This is a genomic window from Aminobacter sp. DSM 101952 (genome assembly GCF_001424795.1).
Classification (GTDB): domain Bacteria; phylum Pseudomonadota; class Alphaproteobacteria; order Rhizobiales; family Rhizobiaceae; genus Aminobacter; species Aminobacter aganoensis.
The window spans coordinates 36,444-57,793 of the sequence record NZ_LMCL01000014.1; the positions used below are offsets into that span (position 1 = coordinate 36,444).

Annotated in this window: 21 protein-coding genes and 2 pseudogenes; 10 read left to right on the plus strand and 13 right to left on the minus strand. The window is 57.0% G+C overall.

The annotated features are described in order from the left end of the window. Window positions 1-355 precede the first annotated feature (355 nt). Window positions 356-697, plus strand: a complete 342-nt coding sequence (locus ASC75_RS13040; protein ID WP_055975786.1) for a PRC-barrel domain-containing protein — start codon at window positions 356-358, stop codon at window positions 695-697. Window positions 698-2,068: 1,371 nt separating this feature from the next. Then, window positions 2,069-2,239 carry a hypothetical protein gene (locus tag ASC75_RS13045; RefSeq protein WP_156381245.1) on the plus strand — a complete coding sequence of 57 codons (171 nt, stop codon included), beginning with the start codon at window positions 2,069-2,071 and terminating at the stop codon, window positions 2,237-2,239. A 424-nt stretch (window positions 2,240-2,663) separates the two neighbouring features. Here the strand turns inward: ASC75_RS13045 and ASC75_RS26005 are convergent, their stop codons facing one another. From ASC75_RS26005 to ASC75_RS13055, 4 genes are all read right to left on the minus strand, one after another. Next, the gene (locus ASC75_RS26005; RefSeq protein WP_156381246.1) at window positions 2,664-2,897 is read right to left on the minus strand and encodes a hypothetical protein; all 234 of its coding nucleotides are present in this window, start codon (window positions 2,895-2,897) and stop codon (window positions 2,664-2,666) included. Between the two features lie 635 nt (window positions 2,898-3,532). Further along, on the minus strand, window positions 3,533-3,724 hold the full coding sequence (locus ASC75_RS26010) for a hypothetical protein (RefSeq protein ID WP_156381247.1): 192 nt from the start codon (window positions 3,722-3,724) through the stop codon (window positions 3,533-3,535). A 122-nt stretch (window positions 3,725-3,846) separates the two neighbouring features. Beyond that, a complete protein-coding gene (locus ASC75_RS13050; protein ID WP_055975792.1) occupies window positions 3,847-4,146 on the minus strand; it encodes a PRC-barrel domain-containing protein in 300 nt (99 codons plus the stop codon). Between the two features lie 173 nt (window positions 4,147-4,319). After that, a complete protein-coding gene (locus tag ASC75_RS13055; protein WP_055975795.1) occupies window positions 4,320-4,508 on the minus strand; it encodes a hypothetical protein in 189 nt (62 codons plus the stop codon). 239 nt (window positions 4,509-4,747) lie between these two features. Between ASC75_RS13055 and ASC75_RS25485 the strand changes: the two genes are divergently transcribed. After that, on the plus strand, window positions 4,748-5,356 hold the full coding sequence (locus tag ASC75_RS25485) for a hypothetical protein (RefSeq protein WP_184117430.1): 609 nt from the start codon (window positions 4,748-4,750) through the stop codon (window positions 5,354-5,356). A 187-nt stretch (window positions 5,357-5,543) separates the two neighbouring features. Here ASC75_RS25485 and ASC75_RS13065 read toward each other — a convergent pair whose 3' ends face one another. Both ASC75_RS13065 and ASC75_RS13070 read right to left on the minus strand, forming a co-directional pair. Continuing rightward, window positions 5,544-5,783 carry a hypothetical protein gene (locus ASC75_RS13065; RefSeq protein ID WP_156381248.1) on the minus strand — a complete coding sequence of 80 codons (240 nt, stop codon included), beginning with the start codon at window positions 5,781-5,783 and terminating at the stop codon, window positions 5,544-5,546. 529 nt (window positions 5,784-6,312) lie between these two features. Beyond that, a complete protein-coding gene (locus tag ASC75_RS13070; protein WP_156381249.1) occupies window positions 6,313-6,726 on the minus strand; it encodes a hypothetical protein in 414 nt (137 codons plus the stop codon). Window positions 6,727-7,133: 407 nt separating this feature from the next. Between ASC75_RS13070 and ASC75_RS25495 the strand changes: the two are divergent. The 3 genes and pseudogenes from ASC75_RS25495 to ASC75_RS13085 form a co-directional block, all read left to right on the plus strand. Beyond that, a pseudogene (locus tag ASC75_RS25495) lies at window positions 7,134-7,253 on the plus strand (BA14K family protein); the annotation flags it as partial. Between the two features lie 113 nt (window positions 7,254-7,366). After that, window positions 7,367-7,615, plus strand: a complete 249-nt coding sequence (locus ASC75_RS13080; RefSeq protein ID WP_055975809.1) for a DUF1344 domain-containing protein — start codon at window positions 7,367-7,369, stop codon at window positions 7,613-7,615. A gap of 873 nt (window positions 7,616-8,488) precedes the next feature. Further along, window positions 8,489-8,899: a hypothetical protein gene (locus ASC75_RS13085; protein ID WP_055975898.1), complete on the plus strand. Its 411-nt coding sequence runs from the start codon at window positions 8,489-8,491 to the stop codon at window positions 8,897-8,899. A gap of 29 nt (window positions 8,900-8,928) precedes the next feature. On the opposite strand, the gene ASC75_RS13090 is transcribed toward ASC75_RS13085, so the two are convergent. The 4 genes and pseudogenes from ASC75_RS13090 to ASC75_RS13105 form a co-directional block, all read right to left on the minus strand. Continuing rightward, a complete protein-coding gene (locus tag ASC75_RS13090) occupies window positions 8,929-9,438 on the minus strand; it encodes a DUF892 family protein (RefSeq protein ID WP_055975812.1) in 510 nt (169 codons plus the stop codon). A gap of 605 nt (window positions 9,439-10,043) precedes the next feature. Further along, window positions 10,044-11,068, minus strand: a pseudogene (locus ASC75_RS13095) (IS110 family transposase). Window positions 11,069-11,389: 321 nt separating this feature from the next. Then, a complete protein-coding gene (locus ASC75_RS26015) occupies window positions 11,390-11,815 on the minus strand; it encodes a hypothetical protein (protein ID WP_156381250.1) in 426 nt (141 codons plus the stop codon). A 40-nt stretch (window positions 11,816-11,855) separates the two neighbouring features. Beyond that, complete coding sequence (locus ASC75_RS13105) at window positions 11,856-12,386, minus strand: hypothetical protein (RefSeq protein ID WP_156381251.1); 531 nt, start codon at window positions 12,384-12,386, stop codon at window positions 11,856-11,858. A 109-nt stretch (window positions 12,387-12,495) separates the two neighbouring features. Here ASC75_RS13105 and ASC75_RS25500 point away from each other — a divergent pair, with 109 nt between their 5' ends. Then, window positions 12,496-12,792, plus strand: a complete 297-nt coding sequence (locus ASC75_RS25500; RefSeq protein ID WP_082496559.1) for a hypothetical protein — start codon at window positions 12,496-12,498, stop codon at window positions 12,790-12,792. A gap of 170 nt (window positions 12,793-12,962) precedes the next feature. On the opposite strand, the gene ASC75_RS13110 is transcribed toward ASC75_RS25500, so the two are convergent. Next, window positions 12,963-13,757, minus strand: a complete 795-nt coding sequence (locus ASC75_RS13110; RefSeq protein WP_156381252.1) for a hypothetical protein — start codon at window positions 13,755-13,757, stop codon at window positions 12,963-12,965. Between the two features lie 38 nt (window positions 13,758-13,795). Beyond that, complete coding sequence (locus ASC75_RS13115; protein WP_244487830.1) at window positions 13,796-15,532, minus strand: ATP-binding protein; 1,737 nt, start codon at window positions 15,530-15,532, stop codon at window positions 13,796-13,798. Window positions 15,533-15,907: 375 nt separating this feature from the next. On the opposite strand from ASC75_RS13115, the gene ASC75_RS13120 reads away from it, so the two are divergent. Further along, entirely contained in the window at window positions 15,908-18,994 is a 3,087-nt protein-coding gene (locus ASC75_RS13120; protein ID WP_055975828.1) for a TrlF family AAA-like ATPase, read from the plus strand. Between the two features lie 383 nt (window positions 18,995-19,377). After that, window positions 19,378-20,262 carry a bacteriophage abortive infection AbiH family protein gene (locus tag ASC75_RS13125; protein WP_055975831.1) on the plus strand — a complete coding sequence of 295 codons (885 nt, stop codon included), beginning with the start codon at window positions 19,378-19,380 and terminating at the stop codon, window positions 20,260-20,262. 76 nt (window positions 20,263-20,338) lie between these two features. Here ASC75_RS13125 and ASC75_RS13130 read toward each other — a convergent pair whose 3' ends face one another. Continuing rightward, complete coding sequence (locus ASC75_RS13130) at window positions 20,339-20,827, minus strand: ester cyclase (RefSeq protein ID WP_200943454.1); 489 nt, start codon at window positions 20,825-20,827, stop codon at window positions 20,339-20,341. Between the two features lie 122 nt (window positions 20,828-20,949). Here ASC75_RS13130 and ASC75_RS13135 point away from each other — a divergent pair, with 122 nt between their 5' ends. Next, the gene (locus tag ASC75_RS13135; RefSeq protein ID WP_055975835.1) at window positions 20,950-21,345 is read left to right on the plus strand and encodes a MarR family transcriptional regulator; all 396 of its coding nucleotides are present in this window, start codon (window positions 20,950-20,952) and stop codon (window positions 21,343-21,345) included. Window positions 21,346-21,350: the final 5 nt, after the last annotated feature.

Consider the following 21,350-nt stretch of genomic DNA (forward strand, 5'->3'; position numbering starts at 1 on the left):
CTCTTTCGCCCCGCTAGCTAAGACTGTCGCGTTGATTAAGGGGAGCGTAACAGGCAACGATACCCGAACCGTATGCGCACTCACTGGGCCTTCCGTCACCTTGGCGGTGGGCCTTTTTGTGGAACTCGGGAACTGATAGGTGCCTCAAACTGTTGGGCTATAGGAGCGTGCCCGCAGCCCTGCTTCCCCACGCTCCAGGCCTGTCTTTGACAATCGGGACAGGTGCATTTGGGGCCTTGCGGCTTGTCCCGTAGGCCCCTTTTTTTGGCCTCCATTGCGACCCCGGCGATTGGAACGACTTTCAACTCGTGGCGTTGGACCTCTTGAAAGTCATCCAGCGTGAAGGAGCGAGACAATGAGAGGTTTGATCGACAGCGACAAGGTCATCGGGACCGAGGTTTACGGAACTGATCAGACTCACATCGGCGAAGTGAAGCGGTTGGTGCTCGAAAAAGTTGGAGGCCGAGTTGCCTATGCGGAAGTGAGCTTCGGAGGATTTCTGGGTATCGGTGAAGATTATTATCCAATTCCCTGGGGGAAGCTAACTTACAGCGAAGAATTGGATGGGTTCCAGCTCGACGTGACCAAAGAGCAGCTTGAAAGCGCCCCAAAATACAATCGGGTTGATGAATTCGACTGGTCAGAAGAAAACAACCGTCGCATCTACGATTACTACGGTGCCCGGCCCTACTGGTAAGGGAGCGTGGATTGTGGAGATTATGGCCCCGCTGCCGACAGGTGGCGGGGCTTTTGTTGGGACCCTGGGAACCGCGCTCCGTGTTGAGGATTGTTCCTCAAAGGAATCGGGACCGATGCCCAAAAGATCCAAGCCAGACAAATCACCCAAACCGCCAGATCCCAAGGATAAGCCTACGAGAGACACGAGAGACGATCCCGCGCCAAATCCAAATGGGGACGTGCAGACCACCAGCCCACCACGAGAAGAGGTCCAAAAGATTCACCGCAATCGGAAACGATAGCGTACGCAGGACCGTCTCTCGGCAAGGTGCTATGGTCGAAGCGGCAAAAGTGGTTTTTGCATTCGGGAACTATCCAGGCGGTCGTGTATTTCGATATCGGAGCGTGTCGGCACCCCCTCAGTACGTTCGCTCCAGCAGCGGGCCTATCGCTTCCAGTCAACCGGGGGCGGTGGGCCTTTCTGTCAGAGACAAAGGTACGCGAAATGACTAACGAACCTTGGCAATCGCTCGCATGGAGGCATTCCTGGTTCGGCGCTTGGTGGAAGAACCGGCCTCACGGAAACCAAGCTCGGCGGCTTGTGGCTGATCTCGGCTGTGACTGGTCGTGGCTTTTAAGAGAAGGACGAATTTTGGCACAGAAACGCTAGCCGATCTTCCTTATGCGGCCCTTTTCAAGTCGAAACACCCCGTGCGTTCCACCTTGGGTCTCCAGATCCGTCAAAATTTCGTCCCAGATGCCCAGATATTCGCCGCAGTCGTCGCATACGATAGGCGTGTCTGCTTTCGCGTCCTCTGGAACCCTCAAACGGATCGTTTTGCAGTAAGGGCATTCCAGCCTGTGGTTCAGATATCGTGCCGGTGCCATAGCATTGGACCTCGATAGCGAACGGACATAGGAGCTTACCGCTTCCCCGACGAGTTTCAAGGTTTGCCAGTGAAAAGACGGATTTACGGTCGGCCCCAGCGAGAGGACTGGTTGATCGCCTAGTCCATCTCTGCGACAGGGTCGTCCTTGGCTTTGATCGCAGATGCAACGTGTGCACCCGGGCACATTTCTTCCAAGGTTGTCCGCGCCAAATCTCGTAACCAAGCGGCATCTTTGTCAGGGTGAGCTTTGAGAGCGACAACAACAACGCTTTTTGCGATGTCGAATTCAAAGGCGGAGATCGAAGCGTATGCGTCGTTGAGATGATCGAGTAGTGTCTTTCGGACTTCGCGCCTCTTATATCAAGTCCCCGGCCCGGATCCGGGGTCCGATTGCGTTCCGGTTATATTAGAACCTGTAATTCACCCCGAGGCGAACCGTATCGAATTTGGTTTCCGATCTAAAAAAGTCGTTTGTCATCATCACGTGTGGCAAGTGCGGGATGCGACAGCAGTACGACCGCGACGCGATGGTGAAGGCCGACGGGGATCGCACACTGGCGCATCTGCTGGATGATATATTGTTGCCCGCGCAGGCTGTACGCGGTGTCTACGACCGATGCGGCGCGAAATATGAGGAGTTGGTGCGCTTGTACGCGCTCTCGCGGCGGTAGCCGGACCGGCCGCTTCATCTTCGTCGCCAGATGATCGCATGGCCCTTGCTGAGCAAGACGTTCCCCGCCAGTTGCCCACGCCGCCTGACACGCACGAGCGACCGGCGCTGGGCTGTCTTATCGACGTAGCCCTGTGTCCTCGATGTGCAAGCTCGCGGAGCAGTTCAGCCAGCCGCTTCTTGGCTTCCTTGCCAAGTATGCGCTCGCGCTCGCACTTTGCCCGACCACCGGTCTCAGGTGTATCGATGCCTGTCTTGTACGGCACGCCATTCCCCGACCAGGCGCATGTTCTGGCCATTGCACTTGACCTTATCGCCGTCAACGGCAGTGAGTTGCATGCACGAAATGATGATTGCGGTGAGGAGACTGATTATCGGCCTACCCCCCACATAATGAACGCATGACTTTCCAGTTAGTGCGGAGTTCAGACAAGCGCCCACCCGAAAAGGGTGACCGCGCCAAGCGAGACTAATAAAATACCGAGCCAATATTGACGCCATTCAAGAAACCTTAGACCTCGATGTGAGGGCTCAAGGGTCCGGCCTGCGATTGGGTCAGTATGGCTTTCGCTGAGCCGACCACGATTGATAGCCGTCAAAGCCAGCATCATCACGCCGCAAACAACCAACAACGCACCAAGCCACATGATCCCAGTCATGGTTCGCTCCATTAACCGAAACCTACAGTACAACGCGCAGACCAGTTTTCACGTGGTCGTCGCGAAGAACGACATTGCTAGTAAGGCAACAAAAATCACAGCGATAACCGCGACGCCCCACATCCAGACTCTTCTGGTCCCGCGCTGTTCTTCTGCGCGCGAAATGTCGTTTGTGGGGTTACGGCTAGTCGGCCGCGGTGGCGCCATTTGGTCTTCGCCAGGGTTTATAGGCTGACCGATTTGACTTGCACGTTCGCTCTCAGTGCCTTGTAAGTCTGGTCGCGTAGGGGCCGCAGGCCTCCCTTGGGGCATGTTGGTAGCCATCGGAATCTCCTTATGGAGATAGAACCCATAGCTGGAGAAGATGTTCCGGCTTGATCAAACCCCGCTCTTCGCAACCAGCCGGGTTGGTATCCGATACTAGCGGTCAGCCGGAAGGCCCGGCATCAAGTTCAGGAGGGTAGACCAGTCATCGCTACGGAGGCCAAACCCACAGCGTCTTTGGAATGGATATTGCCCGGTTACCGCAAGTAGGTCGAGCCTCATCTTGAAGTAGACCATATCTAGCGGTGTTGCTGGTCAGACATTGCCGCCCTGATAGTTGGACAGGCGACGCTCAGTAGGGCTGGAAAGTTTCAGTGTTTGCGTGACTGGGGTTTGAGACTGCCTTTTGATAGTTCAACGATGTAGAGACTAGCCGCTGCGGCACTTTCGAATTGACGAGCTTCAACCTTGCCGTCCGGCAGAAGGGTTACTGCAAGATACGGCAGACCGGGCAACGCCGGTGGGTAAACGGCATATCCGACGATTGGCTTCGTCTCGCTCATCTCCGCCCTGAAGGCTTGGCAGGCAGCTCGCAACGCTCAAATTCGCCAAGCAGCCACTAGGCGAGGGTCACCGAGGCGCCCCTCTTCAATCATGGCCAGCCGCGCAGCCCTTGGAATGTTGGCTAGTCGTCGACGTGCTCAGGCATGGCTTTCAGCTGATCTTTGGTCCAGGTCGTGACTGCGTGAACCTCGCCGTCCTCGTCGCGCATGAAGTCCAACTGGCCGCATGGTACTGCAACTGGTTTGGCGCCGATGCCGAGGAAGCCCCCGACATCAATAACGATTTGGGCAGTATTGCCGGAACCATGCACATGCGAGACCGATCCGATATCCTCGTCGTCGGGCCCGTAAATCGTTGCGTCCGTGAGAATGTCAGCGGTGAGTTCTGCGTCGGTGAGGCGGACATGATTGCTGTGGTCCATTGCTGGTTTCCTCGCTGTGTTAGATGGCCGTAACAGATCAACCACGGATCCGTTCCAACCTAGCGGAGTAAATGTGATCGCAGACGCGATTTGGCGTGCCCGACACCTGCCTGGCCGCCACGCTTCCCACGGTGGGTGATGCGCTGTCCCAGGCACAGATGCGAACGTAGCCGCTAGATGCGCCGGAACTGATCCACGATCCGATCGACGATCTTGTCTTGGCCGTCCATTCGCTCGCCGGCATCCCACAATCCGAAGCTCGCGACTGCGCCAAGCAAAGCGATGGCGGCTGCAGATGAGACGTATTCCGCCAGCACGTAGAGTGCGGCCGCGAACACGATTGAAACCAGTGCTTTTGCCATCGGTGCGCTCTCCGTCTTCGGCGCCGAAAACTATCCCAACCGTCCGAAATCTACAAACACTCGGCGGCGCTACCCGAGTAATGCCGCTGCCGTGAGGCCGGCTACGATCATTATCGATGCGAGGAGCACGGCGATGTAGAACCAGTCCTGCCAGGTCATAAGCGATAACGGCCGCATGACAGACCGCGCCTCCCGCGCGGGCCGCATTTTACTCCCCCACAACCATCCGAGGAATACCCATGACGCTCGTCGCCAACTGGCGCGCAGTGCTGCGCCAGGCGTGGAGCGTGCGCCTGATGCTGCTCGCCGCTCTGCTTTCGGGCATCGAGGTCATGCTGCCTCTCGTCGGCGGCCTTCTCCCCATTCCCGGGCGAGGAGAGTGTGCCGGCGGCGGTGCGCCTGACGGTCGACAAGCTCATCATTCCTGGGAAGGGCTGGTGCTCAGGTCGCATTGGGACCGCTATGCCAAGATCTGGGATATCTGCTACGGCGAGACCAAGGGCATCGGCCCGAACATGGTCAAGACCGAGCCCGGAATGCCGCGCGATGCTGATGCACCGTGTCGTCGCCGACTATTACCGGCCGCTGACGAAATGCATCACAGGATTCAACCAGAAGCCAGTGAGCCTGCAGGCTTCCCTGTTCTCCGGCGCCTACAATTTTGGTGTGGCCGCGGCCTGTCGATCGACCGCGGCAAGGCATGTTCGAGCCGGCAGGTATCGACGGGCGTGCGAAGCGCAGACCGCGTTCAACCAAGCCGGCGGCCAGGTGGTCAACGGCCTGGTCAAGCCGTGAAATGGGCGGCGCGCAGCGCATCGGCGAGGCCGAGCTTTGCGTGTCGGGGCTGAAGCCATGATTGCGGCCATCACCCGCGTGCTCGAGGTCAACGGAATCATCGTCCATCTGCTTGGCCTGCTGGTGGCTACAAGCACTACGAGGGCAAGGTCGAGGGCATGCACTCGGAACAGCTCAAGTGGGCCTTCAGGATCGCCGAGTTGCGCGCCGAGAACGAAACGCAAGCGCTTGGGTCCGGACTCAATTGCACCAGTAGGTGAGAGCCGCAGCGATATGTGCTGCGGCGAGGAAGTTTCTGGCGAGCTTGTCGTATCTGGTGAGGTTTCGGGCCTTGTAGATGTGTCGATCATAGCGGATCGGAGCACGGCGACTTGTCGTGGACGGGATCACCACCTCTGCCTCTTGAGCAAAGATTGCGAATAGCGTGGTATCGTAGCCCCGACCGGCGGCAGCGTCGATCAGGGTTGCTGCCAGGGTCATGTCATTGATATGCCGGCCGACCATTTGGGAACCAGGGCGGTTGTGATTTCGATACCGGAGCGATTCGGCACCCCCTCATTACGTCTGCTCAAGCAGCGGGCCTATCGCTTCCGCGTCCAACCGGGGGCGGTGGGCCTTTCCGTCAGAAAAAGGTACGCGAAATGACCGAACCTCGGGAACCGCTCAGCATGGAACGTTCCTGGTTCGGCGCTTGATGGAAGGCATCACGGAACAACAAGCTCGGCGGCTTGTGGCTGATCTCGGCTATGACTGGTTGTCGCTCTTAAGGGAGGGACGAATTTTGGCAAAGAAACGCTAGCCGATCTTCCTGATGCGGCCTTTCTCTATCAGGAACGCGCCGCTTGTCCCCCCTTGCCTTGCCAGATCGGTTTGCAGTTCGTCCCATGTCCCCAGATATTCGCCGCAGTCGTCGCATGCTATAGGCGTATCTGGATTAGCGTCCTCTGGAATCCTCAACCGGATCGTTTTGCAATAAGGACATTCCAGCCTGTGATTCAGATATCGTGCCTCAGCCATAGCGATACCTCCGCCTGAAAACGGGAGCAACCGAGCGTATCGCGACGAGCGTAAATTTCAAGAAGATTCCCCAATTGGCAGAAACGCAGCGGCGCTTCTGCCAATCGTAGACCAAGCCGGCCGGGCGTGCGAAGCGGCGGGAAACTTTCGTGCCCTCGTACATGGCCTGCTGGCGTTTGGCCTTTCTGATCCTGATCCGGGGCAAGTCTTCTTTTACCTGGGCGCAGTTGTAGTGACGGTCGTTGTGGCGGTGGATCGGCTGGCCCAACGAGGCCACGTTGTGGTCGGTGCAGTTCTCATCAGCGGTATCATCCTGGTGATTGTCGCCTCCATGATGGGTGGAGGCTTCAAGCTGCCGTGGTGGCAGTAGAATCATGTTAAGCTGAAGCCGTAAAAGATCTCCCATTCTAGCCCCGCTGCGAAAAGGTGGCGGGCCTTTTTTCTGGCTTCAGACGTTTAGCCGCCTTACATCCACTCAATTTGAGGTCTTGCGCAGGGGTAGCACCAAACGTAACCTCCCTGGGGCTTAGGGGTAATCGTCATGGGCGGAGATTCTGCCAAACGAGGCCGTCCACCATTGGGCACTGAGGCGGTCCATCTCAGGTTCTCGAAGACTGTCTTGCTCGCAGTGGACAACTATAGGCGGAACAAAAATCAAACCCGACAGGACGCCATCCGCGAACTCGTGCAGGACTATCTCCGCCTGCTAAGGCTGCTGAATTCGGCAGGCGACAACGGCGCGCTGCAATCTCGCATTGCATCCAAGACCGACTAACGTCGCGGCCACAGTCCGCTGCAATCCACCTACCAGAACGTTACGGCAGTGCCCATGAGCTATGGTGCTATGACCGCTACCGGTCGTATCGCGCTTCGGACAACACGTTCCAGCCCTATAATGGGCCGCGTCAGCAGTGCTATTCGCCATACAGCTGATTGGATAGAGGGAGTTTAACTCGCGGGGCTCCCAAACTTCTTCCGACGTTGCAACCTTGCGAGCAAACAAGCGTTTCGAACAAGCGGGTGGGCTGCAGCCAAGGGAGGGAGTTATGAGAACTCTCATTATCACGCTTGCAGCCAGTTTGTTGAGCGGCTCTGCTTGGTCGGCCTCGGTGGAGGGAGTTGTGAAGGAATATATCCGACACACGCAAGTTATCGTCCTGATCGACGGAAACCTATATGCGGTGCCGCTGGACGTTGCGATCCCCACTGAACTTGAACCGGGAGCGCAGGTTCTAATCACTACAGATGGCCGAGATGCTACCAAGGTAACAGCCGTGGCCCTTGCGCGGAAGTAATGAAAAATTTCGGAACGGCGCGCCCAGATGTAACCGCCTACGGGTTGGATCGCCGCGCCAGAAATGAAGGAACAGGTTGCAAACTGGCGAATTGAATAGGCAGAACCCTAGTTAGTTATGGGAGCCTACAATGATTACGCCCACCACACCTGATCCGAATAACCCCACCCCGACGCCTGGCAATCCCAACCCTGAACCGGCACGTCCTCCTCCACCGCCGGAAACCCCACCGCCAGAGCCGCCCGGCGTTCCGCCGCTCGCACCCGACCCAATCCCCGCGCCAGAGGATAAGCCGATCCAGATACCGCCAGGATCTCCAACCGAAGTGCCTTCAGAGCCGAATTACTCTGGAACAAGCCCCCTAATGGAGGGAACGTATGTTGTAAAACCGGGTGCTTATCGGAAACTGAAACTGGCCGTGGCAATGTTGGTCTGCATCGTGGGGACAGTTACCTCGGCAACGGCTCAGCTCGACGGCGAGCAAGAAGTTGTCCCGGCCGATCCCTGTCAGGCCCGACCGGAGGCCCGCAGCGAAGATTTGCCACCCGACCAGCCGAAGGAAGATTCACGTTCTCGAAATGCGTTGGAACATTGCGAGGGCGTTCTGACTCCGCCAAAGACTGGGGACGAAGAAATGGAAGAACCGCCTCCGGACACCGGGACAACTCGCATTATTCGGCCTGGTGATGTGCCGGAACAACCGCCAAACTGAAGTGGCTGCTGACTTATTCATGGCAGGTTCAATGCTGTTCGCTATCAATGGTGTGCTGCATCCAGTGACGAACCCGCGCTAATAAGTAAGCGGCTGCGGTTGCCGCAGCGCTCCTGCGCCATAGTTCTTCTTAATTGTAGGAAAATCTAATGGAGGCAGTGATGAAGCATCATAGCATCGAGCAACTGCAAGGCTTGGCAGACATCCAAACACTCCTGCCAATGACGCGCACCGAGCGCCTCGAACGCTGGGCCCGGCTACTTGAACACCAGCCAGATCGGTGCCTGGGCACGCTTCCAGGCACCGAGTTTGCCCCGCGCACCGAACGTCTTGCCATGCGCATTCCAGGCTCCCCCCTAACAGTGGCGTTCGAGGACCCAGCCTTCCGCGCGGCTGGCCTTGCGGACGACAGCTATGGTGAGGCTAAGCGTTTCTTTGACCTGTCCGACGGGCAACTGCACGACATCGTCTGCTATTGCCATCATGGCGACGCGGTCAGGGGCGCCACTGCCGCCCGCCGTGTTCGCGCAGCTATCGGGTTGTGGCAGCGCATCCGGGGTTTCTTCGCCTGATAGACAGCCAGCATCCTAGATGAACGGCTTCACCGTTTCGCATCTTTGAGCTTTGCGTCCGCGCGGGTAAGGAATTCCTTGGTGATGGAGCCTAAATGGTTGTGCATCCACTCGGCCATCGCGACCTCCTCTCGAAGGTTCTGTTGGCAGACTTGGACAACTCCCATCTCACCACACGTTTCTGCAGCAGCGCTCAACATGGTGTAGGAAGCAATTTCCACATGTTCGAAGCTGTAACTCGCCAGACAGCCCTTAAGGACTTCATCGTCCCCAAAAGCCCCGCTGACTGACTGTGCAGCGGCGAGTATTTTGGCGGCGGCATCCTTCAAAGATGATGATCCGGCACCAAGAGACGCCAGACAGGTTCGAATGCGTTCCGCCTGAACTCTTGTCTCATCCAAGTGGGTGCGAATTCTGTTCCGCAGTTCGGGATAATTCTCGATGCGATCGTGCAAGCCAGACAGCATCGTTTCGGCTTGTTCTTCCATGGCATGCACATCCCGAAGCCATTGGATCAACCATTCTCTGGACGTGTTCATCGTCGGCTCCTCACCGTTCCAGTGTGCCTACCCGTTAGGAATGAACTGGTCTCAACGCAGCCGGTTCCAAAAGGAATGTGATGTTGGCCTCGGTCGCCCAACGGGCCAGTGTCAAAGGAAACGATGCGGGGATGACCGGTTTGTCGTCTTCGATGTCATCATTCGGAGGATGAAGAGCCACGGCGTCCGGCCGACCCTACTTCGAACACAATACGCCTTCATCGGGCGCGGGCGGGATTGTTTGAGTTCCCGCCTCAGGCAACAGCTCCGCTGCCGAAAGGTGGCGGGGCTTCTCTTTTGGGGTGGTAGGAGTCAAGCAAAGGCTCCCCTCGCGGGCTCATAGAGCCCGGCGCTGACCGTGATGGCTGCTTCGAAATCACCCTGCGGCGCGCTGCGCGTTGGTGAGTTCCCGCCAGGAGTCTGGCTTCTCTGCGAAGTCGGCACGGCAGCCGCTTCATGATCGGGTCGGATGGAGAGGCATCCCAATCTTTTTTGCGAACTGCCAGTTTGACCTGGCGTCCAGCCCCGCCTCGGGATTTGCCTGCCCACTCGTCCCTGGACGGGACCTCTATCCGCGCAGCGACGCGGAACTCTGAACCCCTGCCTTAGGCAGGTTTGGCCTCCCAGCGAAAGGGCGTGTTGTCGACCCACATCCGATGCAGGATGACCGCCAGGCGACGAGCCACGGCTATGGTCGCCTCGCCATGCCACGCCGTCGGGCGACCGCAAGCCCCCATGCCTTCAGCGGCGAGCTCTTCTTCGAGATCCGCAGCAAAATCCCGGCGGCCTCGACCAGCACCCAGCGGATGCCGGCATCGCCGCACTTCGAGATGCCGCGGTCCCGTTAGATCTCTCCCGACTGATAGCGCGAGGGCGTCAGCCCGAAATGGGCCGGAATCGAGCGTGATCGGCTGAAGCGGGCTGGTTCGTCGACACCAGCCCGGAAGCTCAGTGCAACCATCGGACCGACGCCGGGCGCCGTCATCAGCAGCTTGCAGGTCTCATCGCTCTCGGCCAGTCGCCCCATCGCCTTGTGCAGATGCTGGAACTGTTCCCGCAACACCCGTCGCACCGCGAGAAGCGGCTCGATGATCTGCCGCAGATGCGGCGATTGTTCGAGCAGTTCGACGATGCGCCGCTCGAAGTGAAGCCGGGTCACGGCGCCGACCTTGAGGCCGAAGTTGCGCAGCAGGCCGCGCAGGTTGTTCTCGGCGTCGAGGATCTTCGTCTGCACGAACTTGCGGGCGGTCAGCAGCATCCGGATCTCTTGGCTCCGGACCGTCTTGACGTGCACCGGCTTGTAGAGCCCGACCCGCATCATCTGCGCGATGCCGCGGGCATCGTTACGATCGGTCTTATTGATCTGCGCCGAGAGCGCGGCTTTCATGTGCCGCGTCTCGACGCAGATCACGGGAAACCCTGCGCTCGCCAGGCCGCTGTAGAGCCATTGCGACAGCGGCCCGGCCTCAAGGCCCACCCGCTTGTACGGTCCGCCGATCGCATGAAGCAGATCGGCGATTGCCTCTGGCTCGCTCTCGACCTTGCTCTCTCGGATGAGCTTACCGCTCACGTCCATCACGCATACGCTGGTGGTGCGAACAGACACATCAAGACCGACGAACAGCTCCATGGCATACCTCCTAACCGGTTGAACCGATGGAGCCTGCCCGGAACTCTTCCTCCCGTCACCCGTCGAGCAGGAGGGGGCCGGAGCCCCAACAATCCGATCTTTTATCTTGTGTCTCAGGCACCTCGACGAACGTTATGGTTGGCCAGATAGAACGGTGATGGAAAAAATAGCAGCTACGCCGTCTGACAGCGGTCACGCTTCCGCCTTTGCGGTGGGGCAATAATTGGTGCGCTTGGCGGATTGATAGGACTCGGGGGAGTCGAAAGCGCCGCGCGAAGGCATCGGTATGGTTTGGGGTTCCCTGACTGCAGGAGGGTTGCGCTAGGTGTCGTTGTCGTCGGGAAGGGCGGCTTGCTGCTGCTCGACCTTCAGCAGCTTGAACACATTCAGCCAAGCCCGAAAATAAGGCTCGTTGCCGTCGGCTTGCACGGCACACCAGCAGGCAACATCGACGGCCGCCTCGCGATGCCGCGACGCCCGCAGGGTCAGATGCATGCCAGGAAGCGGCACCTTCAACAGTGGCTTGATCGTCCATGCAGATGGTCTGCCAGAGCTCAGTGGCATGTCTGTCTGCAAATGCCGAGCGGCTGTGAAGTTCTGAAAAGTCCGGGGTGTTGTCATTCGTGTGCAATTTGAAAGATCCAGTTGATTGGAGTTTTTCACTGTCAATTTTCGGTAAGGCGTAATCCTGATCCAGAAGGTTGCGGGAAAAAGTCGGAAATGGATGCAGAATATCGCAAAACTCAATTCTATTTTCCAATGTTCAAAGGTAGGTCAGATAAATATTTCAAGTCGTCGATGATAGATCTAATGTGAGGCCACGGAAATTTAGGGTCGTCGTCACACTCCTTGCCTTCAAGCAGAATGACTTCGAGCTTGGCGATAACGCTTTCAAGCGTTCCTGCGGGCGTTGCCGCAAGCTGCTCAAGAATTTTTTGCTGTGTATCAGCGGCACGCTCTCCGCTTCCTTGGCGCGGGAATAGCCGAGTTGGGCATCCTTGATTTGCCAGCGGGTTTGGCGAGCCGCGTCGGAACGTTTGTAGAGGGTAGGGGACGTAGCATGGATCTGCTCAGTTTCTGGGAAGCCGGCGATCCTGGCGAGCTTGCCTTCCAGCTTTTGCTGGCGGCGGCAAAGGGCCAATGTTCGCTGGCGGGCGGAATTCCACGCTTGCGCAGCAGCAACAGCAAGGTCTGGGACAGTGGTTCCTTGGCCGTCCTTGGAATAGGCCGACTGACGGTCCCTGTGGCTTGCATACATTTCCATCTTTCGCCCGCGCGTGACGAAAGGCAAAGTCGTGCTATTGTCGGAATCAGCCATGATCCGAGCTCCAACCAGCTTGGGTTTGGTCAGGCCGGTCGGCCGTCAATATTGGCGCGTTTCGGACATGTAGTGCGAGACGAGTCCGAAGCGAGCATTTAGGCAGTACATGGAATCTGATCACTTATCAAGCCCTGAGGCATCAAACGATACTAAAAGTATCATTTTTCTTACTAGCGAACAGGTTCGTGCCGGTCGTGCCCTATTGCAGTGGGATCAGAAATTGCTCGCAGAAAAATCTAATGTATCGATTGCCACCATCAAGAGGCTTGAACCCTTGCCCGGTCGCCTAAAGGCCAATCGTCTGACGATCGTAGCGTTGCAGGCGGCGCTGGAGGCTGGAGGGATCGAATTCATCCCAGAGAATGGCGGAGGGGTTGGCGTAAGATTGAGGCAGCGTTCGTAGCTGTTCTTCTACATTCGTTTCGCTATCAATGGCCGCTTCGCGCCCGCTAATCAGTCATTAAGGCGATCAATTTCGTTCACCAAAAGCAGACACTGCCGCCAAGCCTTGAGCGCATACCTGAGGGATAAAATCCGCTAGGAGCACTGACAATGTAAAACTGATCGGACCCATCATCGGTATGGCGGCAGATTGTCATTTCTGAGATAGGCGAGCAATCCAGGGTTCGCGACAACTGCGGCGTAGAACACATGTTGCCAGGCATTGCTTGTCGGAACCGCGGCATGATCGCGAAAGCTGATCAAATGCTCCTCGACATCAAGCCCTGCAGCCCTCAGTCGGTCCACGAGCCTCAGCAGCCGCTGATACTCGTTTCGGAAGAAGCGCGCATATCGCTGCAGGATACCCAGTTCCCGGAGATGCCGACTGACGAGCGCGGTCTGCGGTGCGGTCAATCCCGCCGCCGGCGCTAAATCGAAGGTTGGCGCATCAAACGGCGGATCGACCGACACAGCGATCACCTGATTGGCGACGAACACATCAAAATAGGGATGCAAGAAAAAGCGCGGATCGACGGCGTCACCCGTCTTCTCTTTCTTGTTGGTTTGGCACGCGTCGCACATCGGAAAGAGGTTGTATGGGGTCACGCAAAAATGCGGGAATCTGCCCTTGGGCAAATAATGATCCAGCGTGTTCGGCGCGCCTGCCTCGCCGCAGGCCGGGCAAAGCGACAGCTCATGGGCGCGCATGGCCGCAAGGACGTTGCCCTGGACTGAGCCGTCTGCAGGGGAGAGATAGAGATTAAGGAAGCTGTTCTTCTTGTGCTCGATGTCGGGCCAGGTCTGGACGAGCGCGGGTGATCCTGCGCCTTCGATATAGGCTTGAACCCTATCTCGCCACTCCTGCGCGATGCCCGTGAAGAAGCCGGCGTTCTTGCCGCCTTGGCGCTCGGCGACAACGTCATCCACGAGCTGGAGACTGCACGCCGCAGGCGCCACAAGCCGCATCACCACTGACCACGCTCCATCGCCTTGATCTGGATAATCAGTTCTTCATTCAGATCAGCGCCCAGCTCGGCGATGAGCGCGTCGGCGGATTCGGACTCGTCGAGCTGCGCCTTGATCCACGCTTCGAAGGGCTTCGAGACGGCCTTGTCGCCGAACACGTAGGATGAGATGCGCTGGAAATCGCCGCCGAACGTCTGGAAAGGCGGATGCTTGAGGACGACGTCGTCGTCGGTCTTCTCGAAAACGTGCACGCAGTCCGAGGGAATCTCGCGCACCGTCACGACCGAATGCGTCGCCAGCAGCGCCTTGGAGTTGAATCGCGAGAGGATCGTTTTGAGCATGTCGACGAACTGGATCTCGAGCGTGGGGTGCAGGAACAACTCCGGCTCGTCGACCAGGATCAGGCTGTTGCGGCGGATCGCACCCAGGATGTTGATGACGATATAGGCGAAGAGGCGTTGGCCCGAGCTGAGCTCGATCGGCTGCCCGTCAAGGAAGAAGGTGACGCCGGAGGCGGCCTCGAGCGACGCCGTCAGCCGTTCATCGTCGAGCTCGTCGATCCGATCGGACCCGATCGGGATATAACGCCTTCGCTCTGCTCCTTCCCCAACATCAAGCGCGAGCGGTTCCACCAGGCCGGTGTCGCGGTAGAAGGATTGCGGTCGCTTGCGCGCGGCGACCTCGACCGCGGCAAAGTCGAAGCCGATGGCGGTGCGCAGCACGCGCTCCATCGTCGCGACCTTGTGCGACCAATCCCGGATCGATCGGAGACGCCGGTCATCCGCCAGGCACTGGATCAGCGACTGCGCGGCGTTGCGCTTCGGGTAGTCGTGCGAGAGCGTGATACGGCCGCGCTTGCTCGTATCCGAGGGCGTCGTGCGACCCCGCAGGCCAAAATAGCGATAGGCGTCTTGATCCTGCAGCTTGCGTCCGGCGAGATCGACCGGAAACCGCTCGAAGGGGCTGTAGGACACCACCACGAGCTGGCTCACGTTGGGCTTCTCGACGAAGCCTGTCTCCTCCTCCTCGGACGGCGAAATCCAGTCCCGCACGATCTGGTGCAGCAGCTGCGATTTACCGTAGCCATTGGGCCCGATCAGCACATTGACGTCATGCGGCAGCCGGGTGCGGGGCTGGAACTTCAGTTCAAGCGTCGTGGAGTTTCCGAAAACATTCTCGAACTGGAAGCCGAGGTCCATCACCGCGATCGCCTGGCGTTCAAACACGCGCCAGCCGTCGATGAACGTCTGCGTGCTGGCGCGCTCGCGCTGCAGCGAGTTGCGGAACCCCTCGCTGTCGACCAGGGCTTTGGCGTCGGCGTCATCGGCGATCTGAACGAGATAGCTCGCGTCGCGCAGCAGCTTTGCGACCGCGATCGCGACGTCGATGCCCAGCGCGCCCTCGACCTGTTCGTAGAAGGTGATTTCGGTCGGGACGGACACATAGTTGGTGTCCGGTATCGGAAAGACGCCGTCCCAGCCGTCAGCCCGCAGCGCGTCCAGCGCCGTGCTCGAGGTGTAGGCGTCCTCGACCAGGAGCTTCAGCCCCGGCAGTTCCACGATCTCGCCGCCCAGACGGCAGGTGACCGGAAAGCTGGTCTTGTAGCCGTAGTCGTCCCAATTGTTGGACAGGAGCTCAATGACATCGCCATCGGGTTGCGGCGGCGGATTGGTGCGGCGGCTTCCCCGACCGAGGTATACAACCTGCATTCGCCCCGCCCAATACTGTCGCCTCAACCAGAATCACGAGGCGGTTCAAGATACTCTAAGACATTTTCGTGCTGAAGTGTTGCCAGCGTGACACTACCGGCATTGACAGCGGTCAAATCGCCGTCGTGTAGTCGGGATTCGGCGACTTGAAGGTCTCTTCCGCCGACACCACCGCGCGATGATGCACCCATGAAGCGGACCATACAGATCCCGCCGAACTCTGGCTTGAGCCGACCCTGCCGTCATTCCCCACTGATCATAGATGGGTCGCCACCTCAGATTGCCGGAACGCGTAACCCGAATTCCCCTATATGTTGAAAACTCGGATACGACCAGTAGACCATAAAAGGTGGGCAATGTAGCTTGCCAGTAGAATCTCTAGCTTTGACAGACGGGCAACATATGCTTGGGAATACTGCGTATCCGCGTGGTTCCGAATGGAGACTGTGGGACCTTCACATTCATACGCCAGCCTCATTTCACTGGGAAGGCGTACGATTCGTCCCAGGCAATGATGTCCAAAATAACGGAATTATCGACGATCTGATCGTCGGCCTGAACGAAGCCGAACCGCAAGTGTTCGCGTTCATGGATTACTTCACGTTCGAGGGATGGTTCGCCCTAAAGCGGAGGTTACAGGACCCGACGGCTCCCAAGCTTGAAAAGACCGTCTTTCCGGGAATAGAGCTTCGTCTGTCAGCTCCGATGCGCGGTAGGTTGAACGCACATGTCGTTTTCTCTGACAAAATCCAAGACCAGCACCTCCGAGATTTCCTTTCCGCTCAGAAGCTAGAGCTAATTGATCGACCGCTGTCTGACGCGGCGCTTGCAGACTACGCACGCCGCGCATCGGCGGAAAAACTTGCTCACCACGGCTTCAAGAAAGCTGACGTTGAGGACGATGAAACAATAGCGCTCCAAGCAGGCCACACGATAGGTGAGATCAATTGCGACGCATACAAGGAGGCAATACGTAGGGTCCCAAACGGAATGGCTGTTGGGTTTATGCCATTCTCGACGAATGACGGTTTGACCGAGATTGAGCGCAATGAACACTACGCATATTCACTAAGCCTCTTCGAAACATCGCCAATTTTCGAGACCCGCGACCACAATCTCTGGGCTGCATTTGCAGGCGTTGAAACACCCGGCAATAAGAAATGGCTCGCAGCCTTTCAAACAGCGTTGGGAAATGTGCCGAGGCTGGCAGTCTCGGGCAGCGACTCTCATCGGTTTCGCGGCGTTGCAGGCGATAACAACCACCGCGGATATGGCGACTTTCCCTCAAACAAAAAGACGTGGATCAAGGCTGACCCCACCTGGGAAGGACTTTTGCAGGCAATTCGCGAACCTGCGAAGCGGTCATTCCTCGGCGCGATGCCGCCCAAGCTGGAACTGGTGAACTCCCTCAAAACCTTTTACATCGACAAGATCGCGATCAAAAAAGTGGCAACCAGCACCTTTGCAGACGATTGGCTCGATGGCGTCGAAGTGAATTTGAACCATGACCTGGTTGCGATCATCGGGAACAAGGGCAGCGGCAAGAGCGCACTTGCAGATGTGATCGCTTTGCTTGGGAATTCGCAGCAGCAGAAGCACTTCTCCTTCCTTCAAGCCAAACGGTTCCGTGGAAAGAACGGCGAGCCCGCGCACCATTTCGAGGGAACGTTGAACTGGCTTGCAGGCGAGCCTGGCTCGATGGTTCTGAGCGACAACCCCTCTGCAGAACGGGTCGAGCTGGTGAAGTATATCCCACAGGGTCGCTTCGAAGCCCTATGTAACGAACACGTCATGGGCACGTCCAATGCCTTCGAGAATGAGCTTCGGTCCGTTATCTTCACCCATGTTCCCACCGAGGTGGCGGATGGGGCCCTAGATTTCGACCAACTTATTGAAAAGCAGGAAGAGGTTCATCGAGCTAAGGTTGGGGAACTCCGAAAACGACTGCGAACGCTGAATGAGGAAATCGTCCATATCGAGGATCAGCTAAATCCTGCATTGAAATCGAACCTTGAGGAGCAGCTGTCCTTGAAGCGACAGCAAGTTGCAGAGCATAAGGCCGCCGTCCCGAAGGAAGTCCCTGCCCCGACCGACGAGCTTTCAGCTGAACAACAGGACGCGACATTGCAGCTTGTCGCCCTATCCGAAGAGATGACGCAATTGGCGGAGGCGCTTGAAAAAACGAAGGAACAGCAGGTCCTCGTTGCCTCAAAGCGGCGCTCTATCAAGAACATCAACGCCAGAGTGGCGATTTTTGAATCTCAGTTGGGCGAGCTGCGGTCGGGCATCTCGGCGGACCTGACGAACATCGGCCTGCAGATAGCCGACGTCGTTCAATATAAGAGCGATGTGGCAAAACTGGCCGATCTGGAAAGTGCCTTCGCTGACGAAAACGCTAAACTGATCGAACGGGCCGCCCAGTTTGAGCAACGGAAGGAAGTAATTCAGAAAGCGCGGCTGGCGCTCGCAAGCACGCTCAATGAGCCGCAACAAATGCACCAGGACTATCTGGCTGCAATGGAACGGTGGCAAAAGACCTTGGCAACGCTGGAAGGAACAGAAACTTCGGCTGAGAGCGTTCGCGGCCTGACCGCCCGCTTGTCACAGCTGCAAGTTTTACCGGACGCGCTCGGCAAGAAACGCGAAGACAGGCGCGAGTTGGCGGGTGAGATATATGACCTTCTGGCCGCCCAGCGTGAAGGTCGGGCCGAACTATTCTCCCCTCTTCAATCCCTTATCCAAGGCAACACACTGATAAGAGAAGGATACAAGCTGGAATTTGTCGCCAAGCTCGGCGCTTCCGTGGAGGCGATTGCGTCTCGCTTGTTCAATCTGATCAAACAGAATGCCGGAGAGTTGCGAGGAGAAGAAGAAAGTCTCGCCGCAGTGCGGTCGCGCTTTGAAAAGCACGATTTCACAGCGAGAGATCATGCGACCCAGTTCGTCGACGATATGGATGCTCTCGTGAGGGATGCTTCGAACCGGATATCAGGCGGTGGTGAAGGTATACGTACTGTACTTCGCAAGGATCGTGAGCCCGTAGAAGTCTATGACTTCATATTCGGCCTGGAATATCTAGAACCAAAATACACCCTGCTTTTCCAGGACACCCAGATCGAGCAACTTTCGCCTGGCCAGCGCGGTGCACTACTGTTGATTTTTTACCTGTTAGTTGACAAAGGCCGGAACCCAATCGTTCTAGACCAACCGGAAGAAAATCTAGATAACGAGACCGTGGTAAGTTTGCTTGTTCCGGTTCTCGAACAGGCAAAACAGAACCGCCAGATTATCATGGTCACGCACAATCCGAATCTCGCCGTTGTATGCGATGCCGAGCAGATCATCTTTGCGGAGTTCGACCGAAAAGAAAATCCGAAAATCATCTACGTGTCTGGAGCAATCGAAGCGCCCCTCATAAACAAACACGTTGTTACGGTCTTGGAAGGAACCAAGCCCGCGTTTAACAACCGAAGCCAGAAATATCATTGATTCCGCTCAGGTAACTCCCCTCGTGTCGGCTCTAGACCTACGGGCGATCCGTTTCTTCTTGACTGCGAAGGACACATTGGGCGCGCCGTTTGACCTCGTCATGAACAGCAAGCTGCGCGGATGCGACGTAGTGTAGATCAAGACCGGCCCGTTTGTGGCCGGTTCGAAATCCGCCCCTATCGGTGGTGGTGCAGGGTGGGAAATCACTTCCCACGCGCGAGCGTGTAGGCCTAGCCGTACTTCACATGAGGGACTGTAGCAACGTTAGCCTGGCGAGGCCTTACTGTAGCTGTCAGAAGAAAGATGCCATTGCGTCCACGATTTATGACGACGTATACTTCACCCGTTATGTAATCGTGCGCAGACGAAACTGCGAGGTATGATTGGCAAACCAGCTTTTTATCATCGGGAATGGCTTCGACTTACATCATCGAATTGCGTCACAATATTCGGACTTCGCATCCTATCTCGAGCGCGTGGATCGACGTACTTTCAGCATCGCTGAAGACTATGTCGTGCCTGAGAAAAATCAGTGGAGCTACCTTGAGGAGCGGCTCGCCGAAGTCGACGTGGATCAGATCGAAGATTATGCGGAGAGCTATCTAGTTTCTTACGGCGCGGACGATTGGAGTGACTCTGGCCACCACGACTACGAGTATGAAATCGAGCAGATTTGTGATGCGATTTCAAAAAAACTTCGTAAGCATTTTGCCGATTGGGTCCGCCAGCTTGAAATTCCGCCTCATGCTGCTGTTCCAGTGAGATGTATTGATTCGAGCGCTTTCTTTCTGAATTTCAACTACACCGCTACCCTTCAGCGCATCTACGGTGTTCACGACAGTCGCGTCCTGCATATTCACGGATCAGCCTCGGATTCCACCGCTGAGATCGTATTAGGACACGGGTGGGATCGCCAAACTTCCGACCTTCGCTCGCGCTTCACGAGCGAGGAAACCGATGTCCGTGTTGCCGGAGGCTTCCAGCTGATTGATGACCTGCTGGCCGAGACATTCAAGCCGACCACGGACATCCTCGCTCGTAACAGGGCCTTCTTCGAAGGCCTCAATACCGTCACCGAGGTATTCGTTCTCGGGCATTCACTGGCACAGGTCGATGAACCATATTTCAGTGCCGTTCTAGATCATGTGCACCCAAACGCTCATTGGACTGTCAGCTTTCATAGCAACGAAGTGGCGACGTGGTCCGCAGCCAAGGATATTGGCATTCCGACCTCGAGGCTTCGCCTTAGGTCACTCATCAACCTATAACGGACAGCCTCTGACGTCGCAGGGCGCTCAATCATCGATTGACTGATATCTGCGATGCGCCCGCAAAAGCGGACCGTCAGCAAACGGCCCCGAACCAGACTCTGTATCCTGCCAGCCACATGAGCAGGAGTTGCCTTGCTGGAAACGCGCCTATCTGGGTCAAAATCGTCAGCAAGTCAGAACAGATCCACTCTTCGGCGATCTTCCCGTCGGCAATCCGGTAGATTTCGTAACTCTGGTAGTCGACCCGATTGCCTGTCGGCTGATTTCCCAGAAATTCGCCTTTATGGGTTCCCGTGAAGCGGAAGCGAACCGCGACCCGGTCATCGTTCGCAAACATGTCCTGTGTTTCAATCTGCATGTCGGGAAATGCCTTGAAGAACAGCTCCGCGTTCTTTCGCCAAGCGCGATGACCGCGCATTTGATGTGGCATGCCTGCCAAGTTAATTATGAAGTCCGGTGACATGAGTTCGGTACACGCATCGAGGTCTTGGCGTCGCAGGGCTGCGAATGCGTTATTCATCAATGCGATGTTCTCTAGGGGGGAGGTATGGATGGCGAGCACGTCAGGGTCTCCACGTTGACATCTAAATAGGCATAGAGCACATAGTGAATATGATACACAATGATGATCATACATCAAAATGTCGTGACGCGCTGTCGCAGCTATTTCTGGTGACTACCCTCATGTCCGCTGACATGGAGCGCGGCCTTGCCGAACGTGGCCTGACGCTGACCAGGGCTCAGGTGCTATGGATTTTGGGAGAGGCAGGAAAGTTGACGCAGAGGGAACTGGCTGCGGAATTGAAGGTCACACCCCGCAACGTCACTACGCTTATCGACGCACTCGAAGAGACGGGTTTCGTTCTACGGACGGCACATCCGACGGACAGGCGTGCCGCTGTCATCGTTCTGACCCCAAACGGCCAGGAATCCTTTGCAAGAATGCAGTCGGAGACAACCGAATTTGCCAAACAGCTATTCGGAAAGCTTTCCGAGGCCGAGTTGAACATGTTCCAGGGAATACTTCATGGCGTAGCCGCGAAGCTAACCGAAATCGCGAATGAAAGCGGCAAGCGGTAGTACCG

Coding starts and splice junctions, on each gene's coding strand:
- ASC75_RS13055 (WP_055975795.1), bottom strand. CDS start 4,508: ATGGCAAAAGCACTGGTTTCAATCGTGTTCGCGGCCGCACTCTACGTG.
- ASC75_RS13045 (WP_156381245.1), top strand. CDS start 2,069: ATGCGACAGCAGTACGACCGCGACGCGATGGTGAAGGCCGACGGGGAT.
- ASC75_RS13070 (WP_156381249.1), bottom strand. CDS start 6,726: ATGGGAGATCTTTTACGGCTTCAGCTTAACATGATTCTACTGCCACCA.
- ASC75_RS13050 (WP_055975792.1), bottom strand. CDS start 4,146: ATGGACCACAGCAATCATGTCCGCCTCACCGACGCAGAACTCACCGCT.
- ASC75_RS13040 (WP_055975786.1), top strand. CDS start 356: ATGAGAGGTTTGATCGACAGCGACAAGGTCATCGGGACCGAGGTTTAC.
- ASC75_RS13065 (WP_156381248.1), bottom strand. CDS start 5,783: ATGACCCTGGCAGCAACCCTGATCGACGCTGCCGCCGGTCGGGGCTAC.
- ASC75_RS13135 (WP_055975835.1), top strand. CDS start 20,950: ATGTCCGCTGACATGGAGCGCGGCCTTGCCGAACGTGGCCTGACGCTG.
- ASC75_RS13085 (WP_055975898.1), top strand. CDS start 8,489: ATGAAGCATCATAGCATCGAGCAACTGCAAGGCTTGGCAGACATCCAA.
- ASC75_RS13120 (WP_055975828.1), top strand. CDS start 15,908: ATGCTTGGGAATACTGCGTATCCGCGTGGTTCCGAATGGAGACTGTGG.
- ASC75_RS26010 (WP_156381247.1), bottom strand. CDS start 3,724: ATGAGCGAGACGAAGCCAATCGTCGGATATGCCGTTTACCCACCGGCG.
- ASC75_RS13090 (WP_055975812.1), bottom strand. CDS start 9,438: ATGAACACGTCCAGAGAATGGTTGATCCAATGGCTTCGGGATGTGCAT.
- ASC75_RS26005 (WP_156381246.1), bottom strand. CDS start 2,897: ATGACTGGGATCATGTGGCTTGGTGCGTTGTTGGTTGTTTGCGGCGTG.
- ASC75_RS25500 (WP_082496559.1), top strand. CDS start 12,496: ATGGAATCTGATCACTTATCAAGCCCTGAGGCATCAAACGATACTAAA.
- ASC75_RS13080 (WP_055975809.1), top strand. CDS start 7,367: ATGAGAACTCTCATTATCACGCTTGCAGCCAGTTTGTTGAGCGGCTCT.
- ASC75_RS13105 (WP_156381251.1), bottom strand. CDS start 12,386: ATGGCTGATTCCGACAATAGCACGACTTTGCCTTTCGTCACGCGCGGG.
- ASC75_RS25485 (WP_184117430.1), top strand. CDS start 4,748: ATGACGCTCGTCGCCAACTGGCGCGCAGTGCTGCGCCAGGCGTGGAGC.